Raw genomic sequence first — 19,544 nt, 5'->3', positions numbered from 1 at the left:
GGCGCACCGGCGGGCGATAACGCCGTGGGCAACGAAATGATCAGATTGCGAAGAATCGGATCATATCGAAAGCCCGCGCGGCGCGCCAGCATATCGGCCTAACGCCGCATCGATGCCAGTCGCTGATCGACGATCGCGTCGGCCTCGGCGATGATGCGGTCGATCAGTTGCTGACAGGTCGGGATGTCGTGGATCAGCCCCTGCACCATACCGGCCCAGAACACACCCTTGCTGAGGTCGCCGGTTTCGAGCAGTTCGCGCCCCGCCTTTCCATTCACCAGTTCGGCGACGTCGGCAAAGGTCGCATCGGGCTGGGCAAGACGGCGCACCACCTCTTCGCTCACCGCGCTCTTGCCGACGCGCGCGGTATTCTTGAGGCTGCGGAAGATCAGGAAGCTGCCGCGCTCGTCATTGTCGATATAGGCCTGCTTCACATTGTTATGGATCGGCGCCTCGACCGTCGCGCAGAAGCGCGTGCCCATGTTGATCCCCTCGGCGCCCAGCGACAGCGCCGCGACCAGGCCGCGCCCGTCGCCAAAGCCGCCCGACGCCAGCATCGGGATCTTCACCTTGTCGGCAGCGGCGGGGATCAGGATCAGCCCCGGAATATCGTCCTCGCCCGGATGCCCCGCGCATTCGAAACCGTCGATCGAAATGATGTCGCAGCCCGCGCGCTCAGCGGACAGCGCGTGGCGCACCGCGGTGCATTTGTGGAGGATGGTGACACCATGCGGTTTCAGCATCTCCCAGATTTCGCGCACCGCCTGCGTCCCCGCGGTCTCGACGATCTTGACCCCGCCGTCGATGATCGCCTGCGCATAGGCCTTGTAATCGGGGGCGTTGATCGTCGGGAACACGGTCATGTTCACCCCGAACGGTTTGTCGGTCATCGCGCGGCAGCGCTCGATCTCGGCGCGCAGCGCTTCCGGGCTGGACTGCGTTAGCGCCGTGATAATCCCGAGCCCCCCGGCATTCGAAACCGCGCTGGCGAGTTCGGCGTAGCCGACGCTCTGCATCCCTCCCTGAACGATCGGATGTTCGATCTCCAGCATGTCGGTGATGCGTGTCTTGAAAGCCATGGCCTGTCCTTCCCCATTTTGGTCGCGGCAAATGACGCTACGTCGCCGCCGCGCCGGAATTGACTTGACGTTTACGTCAACGTCCGGTTCATTGGCAAGACAAGATATATGGGAGCGGGACAAATGCGGTCATGACGATCCTTTACGACGAAGGCCAACAGGCCATCGCGACCGAATCACGGCGGGTACTCGAAGCGCGCGTCAGCAAAGACGACTTGCTGCCACTGCTCGAATCGGTCGGCGATTATCATCGCTCCTTCTGGGACACGGCAAAGGAGCAGGGCTGGACCGCGCTGGCGCTTCCGGAAGCACAGGGCGGCCTAGGGCTTGGATTGGTCGAACTTGGGCTGATCGCGCATCAGGCGGGCCGATCGCTCAGCGGCGCACCCTTTCTGACGTCTAATTTCGGGGCCGCCAAGGCCATCGAAATCTATGGCACCGACGCGCAAAAGGCCCGGTGGCTGCCCGGGCTGGCGTCGGGCGAGGCGATCGGCGCGATTGCCTTTGCCGCTGGCCCCGATGCGCTGCCCGGTCAGCCCGACGTGACGCTCACCGGCGATTTGCTCGTCGGGGTTGCCAGCGCGGTTTCGGGTGGGCTGGCCGCCGACATCGCGATCGTGCTGGCCAACGGTCCCGGAATGCCCGCGCTCACGCTGGTCGAGCTTGCGGGGGTCGAACGATCGGCGGTTGCGAGCTTCGACAACAGCCGTTGCCTCGCCGACCTGCACTTTGCGGGCACACCCGCGGAAACCCTGGCGGTCGGCCATGCGGCGCGCGATGCCGCGCTCCACGTCCTCGCCCTGCAAGCCGTGGTGACGGCGCATGAGCAGACCGGCGGCGCCGAAGTGCTGATGGAAATCGCCCGCGACTATGCGCTCACCCGCCGCGCCTTTGGCCAGCCGATCGGCGCCTTTCAGTCGGTGAAGCACCGTATTGCCGAACTCTATGGGCTGGTCGAACTCGCCCGCGCCAATTGCATCCACGCCGCCGCCCGCGAAGGCCAGCCCGATTTCATCACCGCCGCGGCCGCCGCGCGGCTGTCGGCGACCGAAGCCTATGACACCGCGGCGCGCGACTGCATACAGATCCACGGCGGCATCGGCGTGACGTGGGAGCTCGGCCTGCACCTCCATATGCGCCGCGCGCGCAGCCTCGCGATCGAACAGGGCAGCAGCCTGTTCTGGGAGGATGTGCTGGTCGACCGTCTGGCAGGAGAAGCGGCATGAGCGATCTCGAAACCTATCGCGCCAAGGCGGCCGCCTGGCTCGAATCGGTCGCACCGACCTTTGGCCGCGAGGCGCGCAAGGGTCTGTCGGAAGCCGACGACCTCGCGCTCGGGCGCCGTTATCAAAAGGCGAAGTTCGACGCGGGCTATGCCGGGATCAACTGGCCGACCGAATATGGCGGCCAGGGGCTGACCCATCTCGAAAAGGTCACGTTCGACGCCGAAGAGATGAAGCACGGCTTCCCGAACTTCTACTTCGGCATCTCGCTTGGCATGCCGGTGCCGGTGCTGATGCAGTTCGGCAGCGACAAGGAATTTGTCAAAGAACGCGTGCTGAAGGCGCTGCAGGGCGAGGAAATCTGGTGCCAGCTGTTTTCCGAGCCCTCGGGCGGCTCGGACCTCGCGGGCCTGCGCACGCGCGCCGAACCCGACGGCAATGGTTGGAAGATCAACGGCCAAAAAGTGTGGACCAGCTGGGCGCATTACAGCGACTATGGCGTTATCGTAGTGCGCACCGACCCGACCGTGCCCAAGCATAAAGGCCTGACCTACTTCTGGGTCGACATGAAAGCGCCGGGGGTGACCGTGCGCCCGATCAAGCTTGCGGGCGGCGACAGCCACGTCAACGAGGTGTTCTTCGACGATGTGAAGATCAGCGACGATCACCGCATGTCGCCTGTAGGGGGCGGCTTTGCGGTCGCGATCACCACGCTGATGATCGAGCGCTATGTTGCGACCGACAGCGCGGGTTTTGGTCCGCATCTCGACCTGTTCGTCGACCTCGCCAAAGACACGCTGCTGGGCGGCAAGCCCGCGATCGAGGACGGCCGCATCCGCCAACAGATTGCGCGCAACTATGCGATGCGCTCGGGGCTCGATTCGATCAACGTCCGTGCGCGCCTGATGATGCAGGCGGGTATGATTCCCGGCGCCGAAGGATCGCTCAACAAGCTGGTCGCGGTGCGCTCGCGCCAGAAACTCTCCGAACTCGCGATCGACCTGCAGGGCACGGACGGCTTCGCCTTCGACGCACATGCCTCGCAAAAGGAAGATTGGGCATCGAGCTGGATCAACGCCCCGACAGGCCGCATCGCCGGCGGGTCGGACGAGACGTTGCTCAACACGATTGCCGAAAAGGTGCTCGGCCTGCCGCAGGACCACCGCCCCGACAAGGGCATCCCGTTCAACCAGATTCCGGCCTGAGGAGGCGCGCATGAAATTCGATTCCACCACATCGGCCGTCGTTACCGGCGGCGCTTCGGGACTTGGCCGCGCCACCGCCGAAGCACTGGCGGCGGCAGGGGTCAAGGTCACGATCTTCGATATCAACGACGCGCTCGGTGAAGAGGTCGCCGCGGCGATCGGCGGGCTGTTCGTCCATGTCGACATCACCGACGAGCAATCGGTGCTCGACGGTTATGCAAAAGCGCGCGCCGCGCACGGTCAGGAGCGCGTCTGCGTCCACTGCGCGATGACGTCGCGGCGCGGCAAGACGCTCGCCTATGACAAGGAAAAGGGCGGCTATCGCCGGACGCCCACCGAGGATTATGCCTTTGGCGTCGAGGGCATCCTGACCGCCAGCTACCGCGTCGCTTCGATCGCCGCCGAAGGCATGGCCACCCTGCCCGAACTGGAGGATGGCGAGCGCGGCGCGATCATCCTCACCGCCTCGGTCGCGGCGCAGGATGGCCAGATCGGGCAGGTCATCTATGGCTCGGCGAAAGCCGGGGTAAACGGCCTCGTTCTGCCGATGGCGCGCGACTTGATGGACCTTGGCATCCGCGTCAATTCGATCATGCCGGGCGTGTTCGGCACGCCTTTGCTCAACAATATGAACCCCAAGGTGAAGGAAAGCCTCGAAGCGTCGGTCCCCTTCCCCAAGCGGCTCGGCAAGGCCGAGGAATATGCCAGCCTCGCGATGGAAATGATCCGCAACACCTATTTCAATGGCCAGGCTGTCCGCCTCGACGGCGCGATCCGCATGGCCCCCCGTTGAGATATGACACCGTCCCCTTTCCGTTCGTGTCGAGCGAAATCGAGACACGAACGGGGTAGAGGTCAGCAAATCCCCAAATCATGATGTTCCAATAATTTCCTTCTGAAAGGACACTTCCATGCCCGAAGCCTATATCATCGACGCCGTCCGTACCCCGCGCGGAGTTGGCAAGCCCGGCAAAGGCGCGCTGTCGCACCTCCATCCCCAGCATCTCGCCGCGACCGTGCTGAAGGCGATCAAGGAGCGCAACAATCTCAACACCGGGACGGTCGACGACATCATCTGGTCGACGTCGAGCCAGAATGGCAAGCAGGGCGGCGACCTCGGCCGGATGGCGGCGCTGTCGGCGGGTTATGACACCAAGGCTTCGGGGACGACGCTTGACCGCTTCTGCGGCGGGGGCATCACGTCGGTCAATCTCGCCGCTGCCACGGTGATGAGCGGCATGGAAGATTGTGTCATAGCGGGCGGCACCGAGATGATGAGCTACACCAGCGCCTTCGCCGCCGAACAGGCCAACGCCGGCCTGCCGCCACGCCTGATGGGGTCGGGCCACGAAGCGCTCGACGAACTCCACCCGCAATCGCATCAGGGCGTCTGCGGCGACGCGATCGCAACGATCGAGGGAATCAGCCGCGAGGCACTCGACGCGCTCGCGCTCGTCAGCCAGCAACGCGCCGACCGCGCGATCAAGGAAGGCCGTTTTGCCAAATCGGTCGTCCCCGTGCTCAACCCCGACGGCAGCGTCGCGCTCGACCACGAAGAATTCCCGCGGCCCGAAACCACCGCCGAAGGACTGGCGTCGCTCAAGCCCGCCTTCACCGGGCTCGCCGATTTCGACCTTGGCGGCGGTTTCACCTTCCGTAAGCAGATCAACCGCCGCTATCCCGACGTCAAAATCCAGCATTTCCATCATGCCGGCAACTCGTCGGGGGTCGTCGACGGCGCCGCCGCGATCCTGCTTGCGTCCAAAGACTATGCCGACAAGCACGGCCTGAAACCCCGCGCGCGCGTCGTCGCCTATGCCAATATCGGCGACGATCCGACGCTGATGCTAAACGCCCCTGTCCCCGCCGCGAAAAAGGTGCTCGAAAAGGCTGGACTGACCAAGGACGACATCGACGTCTGGGAAATCAACGAAGCTTTTGCCGTGGTCGCCGAAAAATTCATCCGCGACCTCGATCTCGACCGCGATAAGGTCAACATCAACGGCGGCGCGATGGCGCTCGGCCACCCGATCGGCGCCACCGGTTCGATCCTGATCGGCACCGCGCTCGACGAACTCGAACGCTCGGGCGGCCGTTACGGCCTTGTCACCATGTGCGCCGCGGGCGGCATGGCGCCCGCAATCATCATCGAACGGATCTGAGGCATGACGGGACCGCTTCAAGGCATCCGGATCATCGAATTCGCCGGGATCGGTCCCGGTCCCTTTTGCGGCATGATGCTTGCCGACCATGGCGCCGAAGTGATCCGCATCGACCGCCCCGGCGGCTTCATGGACCCGCGCGATCCATTGAGCCGCAATCGCACCTCGATCGCGCTCGACATGAAGAACCCCGACGCGGTCGCAATTGCGCGCGATCTTTGCAAAAGCGCCGACGGGATCATCGAGGGGTATCGTCCCGGTGTGATGGAGCGGCTCGGGCTCGGGCCCGACGTGCTGCTCGCCGACAATCCGCGGCTGATCTACGGCCGTATGACCGGTTGGGGGCAGTTCGGCCCCTACTCCCAAGCCGCAGGTCACGACATCAACTATATCGCACTCTCGGGCGTCCTACACGGCATCGGGCGCGCGGGCGAAAAGCCGGTCCCGCCGGTCAATTATGTCGGCGATTTCGGCGGCGGCGGGATGATGCTGGCGTTCGGCATGGCGAGCGCACTCGTCCATGCCGCGCGCACCGGCGAGGGCCAGGTGATCGACTGTGCGATGACCGACGGCTCGGCGCTGCTCGCGGGCATGACCTGGGGTTTCAAGGCAATGGGACGGCTGAAGGACGAAGCAGGCGTCAACCTGCTCGACGGCGCGGCGCATTTCTATGACAGCTATGTCTGCGCCGATGGCAAATTCATCTCGATCGGGTCGATCGAACCGCAATTCTATGCACTGCTGCGCGAAAAGACTGGCCTTGCCGACGATCCCGATTTCGATGCGCAGCTCGATCCGTCGAAATGGCCGGTGCTGAAGAACAAGCTGACGGCGTTGTTCAAGACCAAGACGCGCGACGAATGGTGCACGATCATGGAGATGACCGACGTCTGCTTCGCGCCGATCCTGTCGCTGGGCGAAGCGCCCCAGCATCCGCACAATGTCGCGCGTGAGACGTTTCTGGAGGTCGGCGGCGCGGTCCAGCCCGCTCCCGCGCCGCGCTATTCGGCGACAGTCAACGACACCCCGCGCGCAGCTCCGGCAGTCGGCGCCGACGGCGATGCGGTGCTGGCGGGGCTTGGTTATGATGCGGTCAAGATCGCGGCGCTCCGCGATGGTGGTGCGGTTCGGTAGTGGATGCTCGTTCAATCTGAACCGTAGCCCTGAGCCTGTCGAAGGGCGCTTCTCGGATAGGCGCCCTTCGACAGGCTCAGGGCTGCGGTGATGACCGCGTGGTACAAATCAGGCTTACCGTGCCGTCAGCGCTTCCCACAACCCGCGCCCGCCAAACCCCGCGACCTGCCGCCCCAGCTTCGCCGCCCAATAAGCATCATTGCCATGCTCTCCGCGCCAGCGCATCAGCGGGATCGTCACGCGGTTCAGCTCATATTCGGCGGTAAAGCCGATCGCGCCATGCACCTGATGCGCGATCGCGGTCACCACCCCGACCGCCCGGTTGGCGCGCAACTTCGCCGCGGCAATCTCGAAATCCGCCGCGGCGGCATCGAGCTCCACCGCATCCAGCCGCGCCGCCAGCGCCGCCGCCGCCGCCTCGACCGCGCGCACTTCGCACGCTATCACCGCCAGCGATTGCTGCACCGCCTGGAACTTGCCCAGCGGCCGTCCGAATTGCTGGCGGGTGTTCACATGCTCGATCGACAGCGCCAGCGCCTTCCCCATCGCCCCCGCCATCAGGCTGACGATCGCGGCGGGCTGCAGCGCCTCGCCGGCGATCAGCGCAGCGACAGGCAGATCGGGGACGGCGACGCCAGCGATCTGCAACACCGCATTCACGTCGCCCCAGTCGCCGCCGAAACCGCCATCGCCTTCGGGCACGAGCAGCAGGGCAAACCCGGCCTCCTCGACCGGCGCTATCCCTGCGGTGGCGGCCTCGGCAAACACCGCCCGCGCGGTATCGCACAGCATTTCGCGCGCCGCGCTCATCGCAGGCCTAATCCGCGTGCGATGATCCCGCGGATCACCTCGCGCGTACCGCCGCGCAGCGAAAAGCTGGGCGATGCGATCAGCAACGCGCGGAGCAATCGGCCAAGGTCGCCCGGATCGCCCCACGGACAATCAACGATCGCCTGTACCCGCCGCGGCATATCCTGCTCGAACGCATTGCCCAATTCCTTGACGACCGACGCCTCGACCATCGGATCCTCGCCCGCCGCCAGCTTCGCCGCGGTCGACATAGACAATTGGCGCAGCGTCCACATCTCGGCAGTGAGTTCGCCGATCAGCACCGCGACCGCCGGGTCGGGTTCGGCGCCCGCCGCATCGATCAGCGCGGCGAGCAGCGCTTGGCTGGACAAGTATCGCTCCGGCCCCGACCGTTCGAGCCCGAGTTCGGCGGTGACTTGCTGCCACCCCTGCCCCCGCATCCCGACCAGCGTGCCATGCGGCACCAGCACATCGTCGAAAAACACCTCGTTGAAGTCGTGGTTACCCGCCATGTCGATGATCGGACGGATCGTGATGCCGGGCGTGTCGAGGTCGATCAGCAGCTGGCTCAATCCCGCGTTGCGCTCGCTGCCCTCTTCGGTACGCACCAGCGCCAGCATGATGTGCGAGAAATGGGCGCCGGTGGTCCAGATCTTCTGCCCGTTGATCCGCCAGCCCTCGGCGGTTTCGCGCGCCGTGGTCCGCACCGCCGCCAAATCGGACCCTGCCCCCGGTTCGGACAGCCCGATGCACGCATAAAGCTCGCCCTTCGCAATCCCCGGCAAATAGCGCTGGCGCTGGTCCTCGCTGCCATAGCGCAGGATCAGCGGCCCGGTCTGCCGATCGGCAATCCAGTGCGCCCCGACCGGCGCACCGGCGGCAAGCAATTCCTCGATCACGACATAGCGTTCCAGTGGATGGCGGTCGCCGCCGCCATATTGTTTCGGCAAGGTCATCCCGACGTAGCCCGCCGCGCCGAGCGCGCGGCTGAAATCGGCATCGAAGCTCGCCCAGCAATTGGCGCGCGCGACGATGTCGCCCTGCGGCTGGTTCACCGCGAGCCATGCCCGCAATTCGGCGCGCAGTGCCGCGACGTCGCCGGGTGGATCGAAGGGATAGAGCGCAAAGCCTTGCATGTCCCGTCAGCCATGCAATAGCTTTTCCCGAGCAGCAAAAGGATTTTCACATGGGCGAGTTTTTGAGTGTCGAGCGGCGGGGCAAGATTGCGATCCTGACGATGATCAAGCCCGAAAGCATGAACGCGATCGGCACCCATGAAGACTGCCAGGACATCATCGACACGCTGCGCGCCCTTGGCGACGACCGCAGCGTCAGCGCGATCATCCTGACCGGCAGCGGGAAGGCGTTCAGCGCCGGCGGCAACCTCAAAGGCATGCAGGATCGCACCGGCATCGGGGTGCTCGACCAGCCCGACTCCACCCGCGCCAACTACCGCAAGGGGGTGCAGGCGGTGATCCGCGCGCTGATGGACTGCGAAGTGCCGATGATCGCCGCGGTCAACGGCCACGCGATCGGGCTCGGTGCCGACCTTGCCTGTACCTGCGACATCCGTATCGCCGTCGAAAGCGCCAAATTTGCGTGCAGCTTCATCAAGGTCGGGATCGTTCCCGGCGACGGCGGAGCATGGCTGCTGCAAAAGATCCTCGGCTATCCGCGCGCCGCCGAACTGTTCCTGACCGGCGATCGCTTTGACGCGCAGCAGGCAAAGGAATATGGTCTGGTCACGGACGTCGTCCCCGACGCGGACCTGCTCGATCGCGCCGTGGCGATTGCCGAACGGATCGTGTGCAATCCGCCGCGCGCGCTGCGCCTCACCAAAAGGTTGCTGCGCGAGGCGCAGCATAGCCGGATGAGCGACATTTTGGAGCTCAGCGCTGCCTATCAGGCGATTGTCCACGAGACGGCCGACAATCGGGAGGCGATCAACGCCTTTGTCGAAAAGCGCCCGCCGGTGTTTACGGGAGAATGACCATGATTGCCGAGCGTGTCCTGCCGTTGTCGGGCATCCACAATTTCCGCGACTATGGCGGCTATGCGGTGGAGGGCGGCGGGCGACTGCGCAGCGGGATGCTGTGGCGCTCGGCGCATCATCAGGATGCGAGCGACGACGATCTGGCGGCGATCGACAGGCTGGGGATCGAAACGATCATCGACCTGCGCGGCGACGACGAGCGCGCCGCGCATCCCTGCAAGCGACCCGAAGGCTTTTCGGCGCGGGTGCTGTTCGCCGACGGCAATACGGCGGGCCTCGCCCCGCATCTGCAGGCGGCCCAAGGGGCAATCGACAACGAAACGGCGCGGGCGCGGATGATCGATACCTATGCCGGGATGCCATACCGCCCGGTGCTCGTCGCCACATTGCGGCTCTACCTCGCCGCGCTTGCCGAATATGACGCGCCGAGCCTGGTCCATTGCGTCGCGGGCAAGGACCGGACCGGCTTTGCCGTCGCGATCGTCCACCGGTTGCTCGGCGTCCATGAGGACGATCTGATGCACGATTATCTGCTCACCAACAGCGCGGGCAAGATCGAGGAACGCATTGCACAAGGCGGCGATGTGATCCGCGCGCGGTATAACGCCGACATCCACGACGATGCGATCCGCACCTTGATGTCGGTGAACCCGATCTTCCTCGACGCCGCGTTGGCCACCGTCCGCCGCGACCATGGCGACGTGCCGAGCTATGCCGAAGCGGTGCTGAACTTCACCCCCGACATGCGCGATGCGATCGTGGACAAGCTGGTGGTTTATTGAAATCCGCAACTTTACCCGTCATCCCGGCGAAGGCCGGGATCTCGCCGGTGCATCATAACGATAGGGTGAGATCCCGGCCTTCGCCGGGATGACGACAGGTTGGAGGTTGCCCCTCAGCTTAGAGGCTACTCCCCCTTCACCAGCACCCCGCCCTTGACCACCGCATCGACGCTTTCCAGCTGGCGCACGTCCGCCAGCGGATCGCCGTCGACCCCGACGATGTCGGCATAACGCCCCACCGCGATCGCCCCGACGTCCTTTTCGCGCCCCAGCGCCTCGGCGGCGTTTTTCGTCGCCGCCTGGATCGCTTGCATCGGCGTCATCCCATATTCGACCATGACGCGGAACTGGCCGCCGACCTGGCTGTGCGGCATCACCCCCGCGTCCGACGCGAACACCATCCGCACCCCGGCGCGGTGCGCCTTGCGGAAATTGTCGCGCTGGATCTGGGCGATCTCGCGGTCCTTGCGCAGATTATCCTCGAGCACGCCGTTCTTGGCACCTTCGGCCTGCGTATATTCGGTGTTGAAGATGTCCATCGCGAACCACACCGGCTGCTTGCGGGCGACCGCCATGCGGATGCCCTCGTCGTCGACCAGGCTGGCATGTTCGATCGTGTCGATCCCCGCCGCAATCGCGGCGCGGATGCCCGCGCCGCCATGCGCGTGCGCAGCGACCCGCAAGCCCCATTGATGCGCCTCGTCGGCAATCGCGCGCAGCTCGTTCTCGGGCACCTGCAACTGCCCCGGTTCGGTGTTGCGCGAAAAGACGCCGCCCGTCGCGCACACCTTGATCACCTCGGCGCCATATTTGCGCTGGCGCCGCACCTGATAGCGCAGTTCTTCGGGATTATCGCCGATCCCCTCTTCCTTGCCGTCCGCTTTCTCCAGGCTGGGCGGCAGGAAAGTGCTGTCGCAGTGCCCGCCGGTCGCGCCGAGCGCATAACCCGCAGGGACGATGCGCGGCCCGGTGGCGTAGCCAGCGTCGATGGCCTGCTTCAGCCCGATGTCGTTGCGGTCGCCAGCGCCGACGTTGCGTACCGTCGTGAAGCCGGCGTCGAGCATGTCGCGGGCATTTTTGACCGCAGTCATGCCCCAGAAACTGTCGGTGAACTCCAGCCCGCGATAACCGCCGATGTCGGCAGGACCGTCGAGATGGACGTGCATGTCGATCAGCCCGGGCAGCAGCGTCTTTTGCCCCAGGTCGATATGCTTGACGTCGCTGCCCCAGCGCACCGTGCGCGCATCGGCGATGTTGGTGATCCGCCCGTCGGCGCCGACGAAGATCGCGGGATGTTCGACCGTCTTGCCGGACAGCACATCGACATAACGGGCAGCGGTGATGACGGTCTGCCCCGCAGGCGCCTGCGCCGCCGTGGAGACCGCAAAAAGCGCCGCCGAGCCCAACGTGATTCCCCGCAGAAAACTGCCGAACTTTACTCGCGATTCCATAGTTTGATCCGCCCGCTTCTGTTGCCCGGTACCTTGATGGCAAAGGCAATAAAATTAGGACAGCGAAATCTTGTGCTGCGCAAGATACTGATAATCGGGACGGCAGGCGTCGGCGACGCTTTGCGCCTCCGGGGTCAGTTCGGGTTGCGGTTTGTCCGGCGCGCCAAAGCCGGTACTCGCCGCGACCGCATCATACCAATGGCTTGCCCAAATGCCGTCGGTGGCGTGAAGCCCCGGCTTCCACGACAACATTGCCGGATCCCATGCAATGCCCAGCGCCGCGCACAATTTCTGCAGCATCGTCGCCGGATCGCGCAAGATGTCGGCGCTGTCGATCACCGGCGGCGCGTGGCCCAGCCGATCGGCCTCGCGATCGAAAAATTCGACCTGCTTGTCGGTGCCGAGATGGTCGGGGCGCACCGCGACGCGCTTGGCGGCATAGCTCGCAACGACGCGCGCGGGATCGCGGATCAGGAAAGCGTGGCGCAGGCCCGGCAGGTCGTGATGCGCGATCGGCCCGACCATGTGGTGCGCCATATGCTTCTGGTACCAGATCGGCGCGCCGGTCGGGCACGCGCCGGTCATGCTGCGCGCCACGCCGTGCCAGTCGCAGTCCATCGACGCCATAACCTCGTCGGCCATCGGCTGCGGGTCGCCGGTTGCCCTCAGATAGGCGCCGTAAAAGGGCTCGTCGGTGACGAAGCTGTCGGCGCGGCTGCCGAAGCTGCGCATCATCGCGGTCGACAGGTTGCGCGGTCCCGACCACATTGCGATCTTGAGCGGCTCCCCGCTCGGGGCGATGCGGATCGTCATCGCGCCGCTTTCCTTCTTCCGTTCGTGTCGAGCGAAGTCGAGACACGCTGGCGCCAGACGTGTCTCGACTTCGCTCGACACGAACGGGATTGGAAGGGCCGCCTATCCATCGAGCGCGCCCGCAATATCCCGCTCGATCAACGCCTTGTACAGCCCTTGCAGCCGCTCGACCATCGGCCCGCGACCGTCGGTAAGCTTGCGGCCGTCGATCGTATGCGCCGGAACCACTCCGGCAAAGGTGCCGGTCACAAAGGCCTCGTCGGCGCCGTGGACCTCGGTCAGCGAGAAATTCTTCTCGAACACGGGAATATCATTCTCGCGGCAGATGCGGATGACATTGCTGCGCGTGATCCCGGCAAGGCAATAATCGCCGCTCGACGTCCACACCTCGCCCTTGCGGACGATGAAGAAGTGCGTCGAATTGCACGTCGCGACAAAGCCGTGCGGATCGAGCATCAACGCCTCGTCGGCGCCCGCCTGTGCCGCCTGGATACAGGCGGTGATGCAGTTGAGCTTCGAGTGCGAATTGAGCTTCGGATCCTGCACCGCCGGATCGCCGCGGCGCACATGCACGGTGAACAGCGACAGGCCTTTTTCGACCGTCGAGGGGAGCGGATCCTTATGCTCGGCGATGATGACGATCGTCGCGGGCGAGATGACGACGCGGGGGTCCTGATACGGAGTCGAGCGGATGCCGCGCGTGACCATCAGCCGGATATGACAGGCGTCCATGCGGTTCGCGTCAATGGTGTCGTAAAGCCGCTGCGTGAGCGCGTCGCGGCTGATCCCGATGTCCATCGCGATCGCCTTGGCCCCTTCCCACAGGCGGTCGAGATGCTGGTCGAGGAACGCCATGCGCCCTTTGTGGACGCGAATCCCTTCCCACACCCCGTCGCCCAGCATGAAGCCGCTGTCGAACACCGACACGCTGGCCTGTGCACGTGGCACCAGCGTGCCGTTGATGTTGATCAGGATCGCGTCGTTGCGCGGATCGGGGACGAAGTCATGCGTGCCTTGGGCCATGCCCCCTTGGTAGCCGCTCGTGCGCGGCTGTCGAGAGCGAAGCGGCTGCTAAATCGCCTTGCGGCCAAAGCTGGCGGGGTGCGTCGACATTTGGGACGCCGCGTCGTCGGCATCGACCGACACGTCGCCGACCAGCCCGGCCTCGCGCTTGCGCATATAATTGGCAAAGGCGGCATCGGGATCGAACTCGGGTTCGACCAGAACCTCGCCCGGTTTCAGCCTGGCCTCGAAACCCATATCCGCACCACCGTGGGCGCCAGCAGCCGTACCCAGATTCTTGATGATCAAGGGCAGCGCGATCAACAACACGCCGACCACGACCAAAATGATCCAAGGGGAAATGTCCATGCCGAAGCTCCCACTATTCAGCGGAGCGCAATAGCAGCGACAGTTTACGATTCCCTTAGTGCGCCGCCGCCGTTCAGGCGGCCACGCGCGACCCACCACGCCGCCGTCAGCGCAAACGCCGTGCCGAGCAACGTCCCGCCGACGATGTCGCTCGCCCAATGGACGCCGAGCATGATGCGCGAAAAAGCGTTGAGAAAAATCATCGCGACCGCGAGCGTCCAGGCCGCGGTGCGCCAACGCGGCGGCGCCAGCCAGGCAAGCAGCAGATAAACCACCGCCGCGCTCGTCGCATGCCCGCTGGGGTAGGCAAAGCTCGTCTGATGATCGAGGTGATCGATGACATCGGGCCGCGCGCGACCAAAGCTGAGCTTGAGCAGGCTCGACGCCAGATTGGCGAGCAGCGACGCCCCGCCCAGCGCCACCGCGCAGCGCGGCCCGCACCAATGCCAGACGAGCCCGCAAAGCAGGATGACGATGACCCAGCGCGGAATGCCGCCGCCGATCCAGCTCACCGCCTGCATGAACGTCACCAGCGCCGGATCGACCGCCTCGACGCGCAGCGCGAGCGCGGCGGAAACCGCCCGATCGATGCCTTCGGTCCATCCCGCGCCGACCGCAAAGCCCAGCAGGATCATCACCATCAGCATCAGCGCCGCAATCGTCGGCGCCTGCCGCACCGTCATGTTCACCGGCCCGTCTCCCTTGTCATGCGCGCGCCCGACCGGCGCCATGCGTCCAATTGTCCGGCAAAGCGCCGCAATTGATCGACTCCGCCCTCGACGTCATTGTCGAACAATCGCACCTCCCGGTCGCCGCCTTCGCTACGGTAGCGAAGGTATAGCCCGTGCCGCAAACGCGCGCCGATCCGCGCCGCTCCGCCGCCACCCTCACCCGGCAGGCGATCGGCGCGGTCAACAATCACCTCGGCAATATCGGCCACCGGTACCGGGCTCGCCGCGCCGTAGCTTGCATGAAGATAGAGCGCATGGCCCTCGATCCGCGCCGCACCCCCGCCGCGCACGACGCGCGCGCCGAACCGCCCGACATAGAACAGGCTGGCGCTGCCCAGCAGTAACAGGAACGGGATTTGCAGCGATCCGAGCAGGTCGTCGTCCCGATGGGCGGGCGCGGGAAATTCCAGGCCCGGCAGCCCGATGGTCGGCGACGGCGCGATACGCTCGGCATGTTCGATCCACGCCAGCGCGAACGCCGCGGCCGCGAACGCCGCAAACAGCAGCGCCTTCCCCAAATTGCCCGCGCGGGAAAAATGCAGGATCGACGGGTTCACGCGGTGGTGCCGGATCGCGGCGCGCGATCAGATGTGCAGCGGCCGCCCGAAAGCCGCCAGCACGCCCTCGTGCATCGTCTCGCTGAGCGTCGGATGCGGGAAGACGGTGCCGATGAAGTCATCCTCGACCAGCTCGGCGGTCTTGCCGATCGTATAGCCCTGAATGAGCTCGGTGACCTCGGCGCCGATCATGTGCGCGCCGAGCAGTTCGCCAGTTTTTGCGTCGAACACGGTCTTGGTGAAGCCCTCGGCCTCGCCCAGCGCAATCGCCTTGCCGTTGCCGATGAACGGGAAGGTACCCGCCTTGACCTCATAGCCCAGCTCCTTCGCCTTCGCCTCGGTCAGCCCGACGCTGGCGATTTGCGGGCGGCAATAGGTGCAGCCGGGGATGTTGCGCACGTCCATCGCGTGCGGATGGTTGCCCGCGATCGCCTCGACCGCGATGATCGATTCGTGCATCGCCTTGTGCGCAAGCCACGGCGGCGCGGTGACGTCGCCGATCGCCCACAGGCCGGGGACGTTGGTGCGGCACATCGCGTCGGTGTCGATATGGCCCTTGGTCGTCTTCACGCCGAGCGCTTCCAGCCCGATATTCTCGGTATTCGGGACGATGCCGATCGCGACGATCGCATGGCTGAACTCGGCCGATTCGACCTTGCCGTCCTTGCCCTTGATCTTGGCGGAGACTCCGGTCGCGGTGGCCTTCAGCTCCTCGACCCCGGCACCGGTGTGGATCGTCATGCCCTGTTTCTTCAATGCCTTTTCAAGGAAGGCCGACACATCGGCATCCTCGACGGGGACGAGCCGGTCGAGCATTTCGACCACGGTCACTTCGGCGCCCATATCCTTGTAGAAGCTCGCAAATTCGATCCCGATCGCGCCCGATCCGATGACGAGCAATTTCTTGGGCATTTCAGGCGGCACCAGCGCATGGCGATAGGTCCAGATGCGCTTGCCGTCGGCGGGCGCGAACGGCAGGTCGCGGGCGCGGGCGCCGGTGGCGACGATGATGTTCTTGGCGGTGAGGGTTTCGGTTCCCTTCTCGCCCTTGACCTCCAGCTTGCCCGGCGCCGTCAGCTTGCCCTCGCCCATATGGACGGTGATCTTGTGCTTCTTCATCAGGTGCGTAACGCCCTGATTGAGCTGCTTCGCCACCCCGCGCGAGCGTTTCACCACCGCACCGATATCGGCGCTGATCTCGGCGGCTTTCAGCCCATAGGCGCCCGCGTGCTGCATGTAGTGATAGATCTCGGCCGACCGCAGCAGCGCCTTGGTGGGAATGCACCCCCAGTTGAGGCAGATGCCGCCAAGCAGCTCGCGCTCGACAATCGCGGTCTTGAGGCCGAGCTGCGCCGCGCGGATCGCGGCAACATAGCCGCCGGGGCCGGAGCCGAGGACGATGAGGTCGTATGAGGTGTCAGCCAAGATTCGCTCCATTATCAATCCCCTCTCCCTTCAAGGGAGAGGGAGGGGCCCATTGCGCAGCAATGGGAGGGTGAGGGTCCGAAAGCGCGGCCAAGATCGCCGCCAATACTCCGGACATGTTTCCAGTCACTTCATTGTTCCAGATGCGGAGCACACGATAACCCTTGTCATCGAGGAAAACGTCCCGACGCGCATCGGCCTGCGATTCAGCGTGCTGCGATCCATCCAACTCGACGATCAGACGTCGTTCCTGACAGACGAAATCAGCGATAAACGGTCCAATCGGCTGCTGCTTACGAAATTTGAAACCGCCGAGCCGCCGATCGCGCAGGGCACCCCATAACTTCTTCTCTTGTTCGGTGAGCGAGCGGCGCAGCGATTTGGCACGTTCCAGCGTCTGCTTCGAATAGCCTGCCGTCACACCCTCACCCTCCCACGCGCTGACGCGCGCGGGCCCCTCCCTCTCCCTTGAAGGGAGAGGGGTCCATCAAGCCACCAGCCCCAGCGGGTTCTCGACCAGTTCCTTGAAGGTCTTCATCAGTAGCGCGCCATCCGCCCCGTCGATCGCGCGGTGGTCAAAGCTGCCGGTCGCCGACATGACCGTGGCGATCGCGAGCGCGTCGTCGACGATGTAGGGCCGCTTCTCGCCCGCGCCGATCGCCATGATCATCGCCTGCGGCGGATTGATCACCGCGGTGAATTGCTTGATCCCCATCATGCCCATGTTCGAGATCGAGGCGGTGCCGCCCTGATATTCATGCGGCTGGAGCTTGCCTTCCTTCGCCTTCGCCGCGAGCTCGGCCATTTCGGTCGAGATTTTCGACATCGACTTGCCGCCCGCGTCGGTGATGATCGGGGTGATCAGCCCGCCCGGGATGCTCACCGCGACCGAGATGTCGGCGCGGCTGTATTTGCGCATCACATCGCCGCCGAAGCTGACATTGCAGGCGGGCACGCGTTCGAGTGCGACCGCGAGCGCCTTGATCAGCATGTCATTGACGCTGAGCTTGACGCCGCGGCTTTCGAGGCTGGCGTTGAGCTCGCCGCGGAGCTTGAGCAGCGCGTCGAGGCGGATGTCGACGGTGAGGTAAATGTGCGGCGCTTCCTGCATCGACTGGGTCAGGCGGCGCGCGATCGTCTTGCGCATGCCGCTGAGCTTTTCGTCCTCGTGCGGAATGCCGAAATCGGGGATCGGGCCAGCCGGCGCCGGAGCAGGCGCCGTGCCGACAGCGCCCGCCGCCTGCGCGGGGGCGACGGGAGCGGATGCCGCGGCGCCTGCGGGCGCGCCTTCGAGGTCGGCCTTGACGATGCGGCCGCCCGGGCCGGTGCCGGTCACCCCCTTGAGATCGATGCCCCGTTCGGCGGCAAGGCGCTTGGCGAGCGGGCTGGCTTTGATGCGATCGCCTTTTTCCGTTTGTCCTGAGCTTGTCGAAGGACCGTCCTTCACCGCGGCCGCCGGAGAAGATGAGGACGGCGCTTCGACAGGCTCAGCGCGAACGGGTTCAGGGGTGGGAGCAACGGCAGGCGCCGGAGCCGCCTTCGCGCTCCCGGCATCGTCACCCTCGCCCGTAATTACCGCAATCACGGTACCGACCTTCACCCCGTCGGTCCCCTCGGCGACCAGAATCTGGCTGACCACGCCCTCGTCGACCGCTTCGAACTCCATCGTCGCCTTGTCGGTCTCGATCTCGGCCAGCAGGTCGCCCGATTTGACCTCATCGCCCTCCTTCACCAGCCATTTGGCGAGCGTGCCCTCCTCCATCGTCGGCGAGAGGGCGGGCATCTTGAGTTCGATTGGCATGTCTAGGCGTGTCCCTGTCAGTCTTGCAGGCCAAGCCTGCCGCTACGGATTCGTCCCTCGTCATAAGAGCATCGTTCGTCAACGTCCATTGGCGCAAACTTGCGTTTCATACGAATGTGACGCACTCTCTACGCACAAAAAGCATAGGGGGTCGGGGCGATGCGGACATATCTGGTGGTGATCGACGACAGCCCCGAGGCGTCGCTGGCGCTGCGCTTTGCGGCGCGCCGCGCCGCGCGGACCGGCGGCGGGGTCGCGGTGCTGGCGATCGTGACGCCGCAGGATTTCGTCGCCTTTGGCAGCGTGCAGGCGACGATCGAAGCCGAAGCGCGCGAACATGCCGAGGAACTGGTCGCTGCCGCCGCCGACGCGGTGGTGCAGGAAGCGGGGGTGACGCCGCAGATCCTGGTGAAGTCGGGCAAACCCGCCGACGTCGTGCGCGAGGTGATCAATGCGAGCGACGAGATTGCGGCGCTGGTGCTGGCCACCGCGGCGAACGGCGCACCGGGGCCGCTGGTGGCGCACTTCACCGGGCAGGACGCCGGAACGCTGCCCTGCCCGGTGATGATCGTGCCGGGCGGGATCGACCTCGCCCGGCTCGATGCGTTGAGTTAGACGGTAATCGTGCGCTGCAATGCCGCCGCGCCCTTCGCTTCGTAGATCGCAAAAACCAGCACGCCGATGGCCTGCACAAAAACGACCGCGATGCCGAGTGCGGTCATCTGGGCAGCGAACATCGCCAGCACCACAAAGCTTGCGATGACCCAGCCAAGATTGCCGACCGCAATCAGGTTGGCGAGCCCCTTGTTCGGCGCCTTCTGGTTCGCGACGAACAGCATCAGCAACGCCGACGGCAGCCCGATCCAGCCTGCGACGGTCACCAGTTCGGAGGGGAGGCCGAGCAGGGTGGCGACCGTCGCAGTCGCAAAGACGCAAAAGACGAACAATCCGGTGCAGGTGATGGCATCGATAATCAGCGTGTTCTTGAGGTTGAAAAGCGACATTGG

At 65.1% G+C, this 19,544-nt stretch carries 21 protein-coding genes; 8 read left to right on the top strand and 13 right to left on the bottom strand.

Translation table 11 applies throughout. The features are described 5' to 3' along the window. Positions 1–98 precede the first annotated feature (98 nt). Positions 99–1,079 carry an NAD(P)H-dependent flavin oxidoreductase gene (locus tag G9408_RS03660; protein WP_168452730.1) on the bottom strand — a complete coding sequence of 327 codons (981 nt, stop codon included), beginning with the start codon at positions 1,077–1,079 and terminating at the stop codon, positions 99–101. Between the two features lie 131 nt (positions 1,080–1,210). Between G9408_RS03660 and G9408_RS03655 the strand changes: the two genes are divergently transcribed. The 5 genes from G9408_RS03655 (at position 1,211) to G9408_RS03635 (ending at position 6,803) form a co-directional block, all read left to right on the top strand. Beyond that, positions 1,211–2,305: an acyl-CoA dehydrogenase family protein gene (locus tag G9408_RS03655; RefSeq protein WP_168452729.1), complete on the top strand. Its 1,095-nt coding sequence runs from the start codon at positions 1,211–1,213 to the stop codon at positions 2,303–2,305. After that, positions 2,302–3,507 carry an acyl-CoA dehydrogenase family protein gene (locus G9408_RS03650; protein ID WP_168452728.1) on the top strand — a complete coding sequence of 402 codons (1,206 nt, stop codon included), beginning with the start codon at positions 2,302–2,304 and terminating at the stop codon, positions 3,505–3,507. The genes G9408_RS03655 and G9408_RS03650 overlap by 4 nt, the downstream gene beginning before the upstream one ends. 10 nt (positions 3,508–3,517) lie before the next feature. Next, positions 3,518–4,300, top strand: a complete 783-nt coding sequence (locus tag G9408_RS03645; protein WP_168452727.1) for an SDR family NAD(P)-dependent oxidoreductase — start codon at positions 3,518–3,520, stop codon at positions 4,298–4,300. Positions 4,301–4,418: 118 nt separating this feature from the next. Continuing rightward, positions 4,419–5,669 carry an acetyl-CoA C-acetyltransferase gene (locus G9408_RS03640; protein WP_168452726.1) on the top strand — a complete coding sequence of 417 codons (1,251 nt, stop codon included), beginning with the start codon at positions 4,419–4,421 and terminating at the stop codon, positions 5,667–5,669. A gap of 3 nt (positions 5,670–5,672) precedes the next feature. Then, the gene (locus G9408_RS03635; RefSeq protein ID WP_168452725.1) at positions 5,673–6,803 is read left to right on the top strand and encodes a CaiB/BaiF CoA transferase family protein; all 1,131 of its coding nucleotides are present in this window, start codon (positions 5,673–5,675) and stop codon (positions 6,801–6,803) included. 114 nt (positions 6,804–6,917) lie between these two features. On the opposite strand, the gene G9408_RS03630 is transcribed toward G9408_RS03635, so the two are convergent. Further along, on the bottom strand, positions 6,918–7,613 hold the full coding sequence (locus tag G9408_RS03630) for an acyl-CoA dehydrogenase family protein (RefSeq protein WP_168452724.1): 696 nt from the start codon (positions 7,611–7,613) through the stop codon (positions 6,918–6,920). Further along, entirely contained in the window at positions 7,610–8,749 is a 1,140-nt protein-coding gene (locus G9408_RS03625) for an acyl-CoA dehydrogenase family protein (RefSeq protein WP_168452723.1), read from the bottom strand. Before G9408_RS03625 ends, G9408_RS03630 begins: the two co-directional genes overlap by 4 nt. A 50-nt stretch (positions 8,750–8,799) precedes the next feature. Between G9408_RS03625 and G9408_RS03620 the strand changes: the two genes are divergently transcribed. Both G9408_RS03620 and G9408_RS03615 read left to right on the top strand, forming a co-directional pair. After that, positions 8,800–9,603: a crotonase/enoyl-CoA hydratase family protein gene (locus tag G9408_RS03620; RefSeq protein WP_168452722.1), complete on the top strand. Its 804-nt coding sequence runs from the start codon at positions 8,800–8,802 to the stop codon at positions 9,601–9,603. Next, positions 9,600–10,388: a tyrosine-protein phosphatase gene (locus G9408_RS03615; RefSeq protein ID WP_235957451.1), complete on the top strand. Its 789-nt coding sequence runs from the start codon at positions 9,600–9,602 to the stop codon at positions 10,386–10,388. Before G9408_RS03620 ends, G9408_RS03615 begins: the two co-directional genes overlap by 4 nt. 125 nt (positions 10,389–10,513) lie before the next feature. Here the strand turns inward: G9408_RS03615 and G9408_RS03610 are convergent, their stop codons facing one another. From G9408_RS03610 to G9408_RS03570, 9 genes are all read right to left on the bottom strand, one after another. Then, complete coding sequence (locus G9408_RS03610; RefSeq protein ID WP_168452721.1) at positions 10,514–11,839, bottom strand: Xaa-Pro dipeptidase; 1,326 nt, start codon at positions 11,837–11,839, stop codon at positions 10,514–10,516. Between the two features lie 54 nt (positions 11,840–11,893). After that, positions 11,894–12,652: a sulfotransferase gene (locus G9408_RS03605; protein WP_235957450.1), complete on the bottom strand. Its 759-nt coding sequence runs from the start codon at positions 12,650–12,652 to the stop codon at positions 11,894–11,896. A gap of 102 nt (positions 12,653–12,754) precedes the next feature. Next, positions 12,755–13,675: an aminotransferase class IV gene (locus tag G9408_RS03600; RefSeq protein WP_168452720.1), complete on the bottom strand. Its 921-nt coding sequence runs from the start codon at positions 13,673–13,675 to the stop codon at positions 12,755–12,757. A 48-nt stretch (positions 13,676–13,723) separates the two neighbouring features. Continuing rightward, positions 13,724–14,023 carry a hypothetical protein gene (locus G9408_RS03595; RefSeq protein WP_168452719.1) on the bottom strand — a complete coding sequence of 100 codons (300 nt, stop codon included), beginning with the start codon at positions 14,021–14,023 and terminating at the stop codon, positions 13,724–13,726. A 44-nt stretch (positions 14,024–14,067) separates the two neighbouring features. Beyond that, positions 14,068–14,706 carry a phosphatase PAP2 family protein gene (locus tag G9408_RS03590; protein ID WP_235957547.1) on the bottom strand — a complete coding sequence of 213 codons (639 nt, stop codon included), beginning with the start codon at positions 14,704–14,706 and terminating at the stop codon, positions 14,068–14,070. A gap of 2 nt (positions 14,707–14,708) precedes the next feature. Continuing rightward, on the bottom strand, positions 14,709–15,311 hold the full coding sequence (locus G9408_RS03585; protein WP_168452717.1) for a hypothetical protein: 603 nt from the start codon (positions 15,309–15,311) through the stop codon (positions 14,709–14,711). A 27-nt stretch (positions 15,312–15,338) separates the two neighbouring features. After that, on the bottom strand, positions 15,339–16,736 hold the full coding sequence (lpdA, locus tag G9408_RS03580) for a dihydrolipoyl dehydrogenase (protein WP_168452716.1): 1,398 nt from the start codon (positions 16,734–16,736) through the stop codon (positions 15,339–15,341). Continuing rightward, positions 16,729–17,157, bottom strand: coding sequence for an endonuclease domain-containing protein (locus G9408_RS03575; protein ID WP_168452715.1), 429 nt, complete (start codon positions 17,155–17,157; stop codon positions 16,729–16,731). The genes lpdA and G9408_RS03575 overlap by 8 nt, the downstream gene beginning before the upstream one ends. A gap of 66 nt (positions 17,158–17,223) precedes the next feature. Further along, complete coding sequence (locus tag G9408_RS03570) at positions 17,224–18,537, bottom strand: pyruvate dehydrogenase complex dihydrolipoamide acetyltransferase (protein ID WP_168452714.1); 1,314 nt, start codon at positions 18,535–18,537, stop codon at positions 17,224–17,226. A 159-nt stretch (positions 18,538–18,696) separates the two neighbouring features. On the opposite strand from G9408_RS03570, the gene G9408_RS03565 reads away from it, so the two are divergent. After that, on the top strand, positions 18,697–19,152 hold the full coding sequence (locus G9408_RS03565) for a universal stress protein (RefSeq protein WP_120216478.1): 456 nt from the start codon (positions 18,697–18,699) through the stop codon (positions 19,150–19,152). Here the strand turns inward: G9408_RS03565 and G9408_RS03560 are convergent. Continuing rightward, the gene (locus G9408_RS03560; RefSeq protein WP_168452713.1) at positions 19,149–19,541 is read right to left on the bottom strand and encodes a hypothetical protein; all 393 of its coding nucleotides are present in this window, start codon (positions 19,539–19,541) and stop codon (positions 19,149–19,151) included. The genes G9408_RS03565 and G9408_RS03560 overlap by 4 nt on opposite strands. Positions 19,542–19,544: the final 3 nt, after the last annotated feature.

This window comes from Sphingopyxis microcysteis (assembly GCF_012274265.1).
Classification (GTDB): domain Bacteria; phylum Pseudomonadota; class Alphaproteobacteria; order Sphingomonadales; family Sphingomonadaceae; genus Sphingopyxis; species Sphingopyxis microcysteis.
Note: the sequence above shows the minus strand (reverse complement) of the source record. Positions and strands in the feature narration are given on the sequence as shown.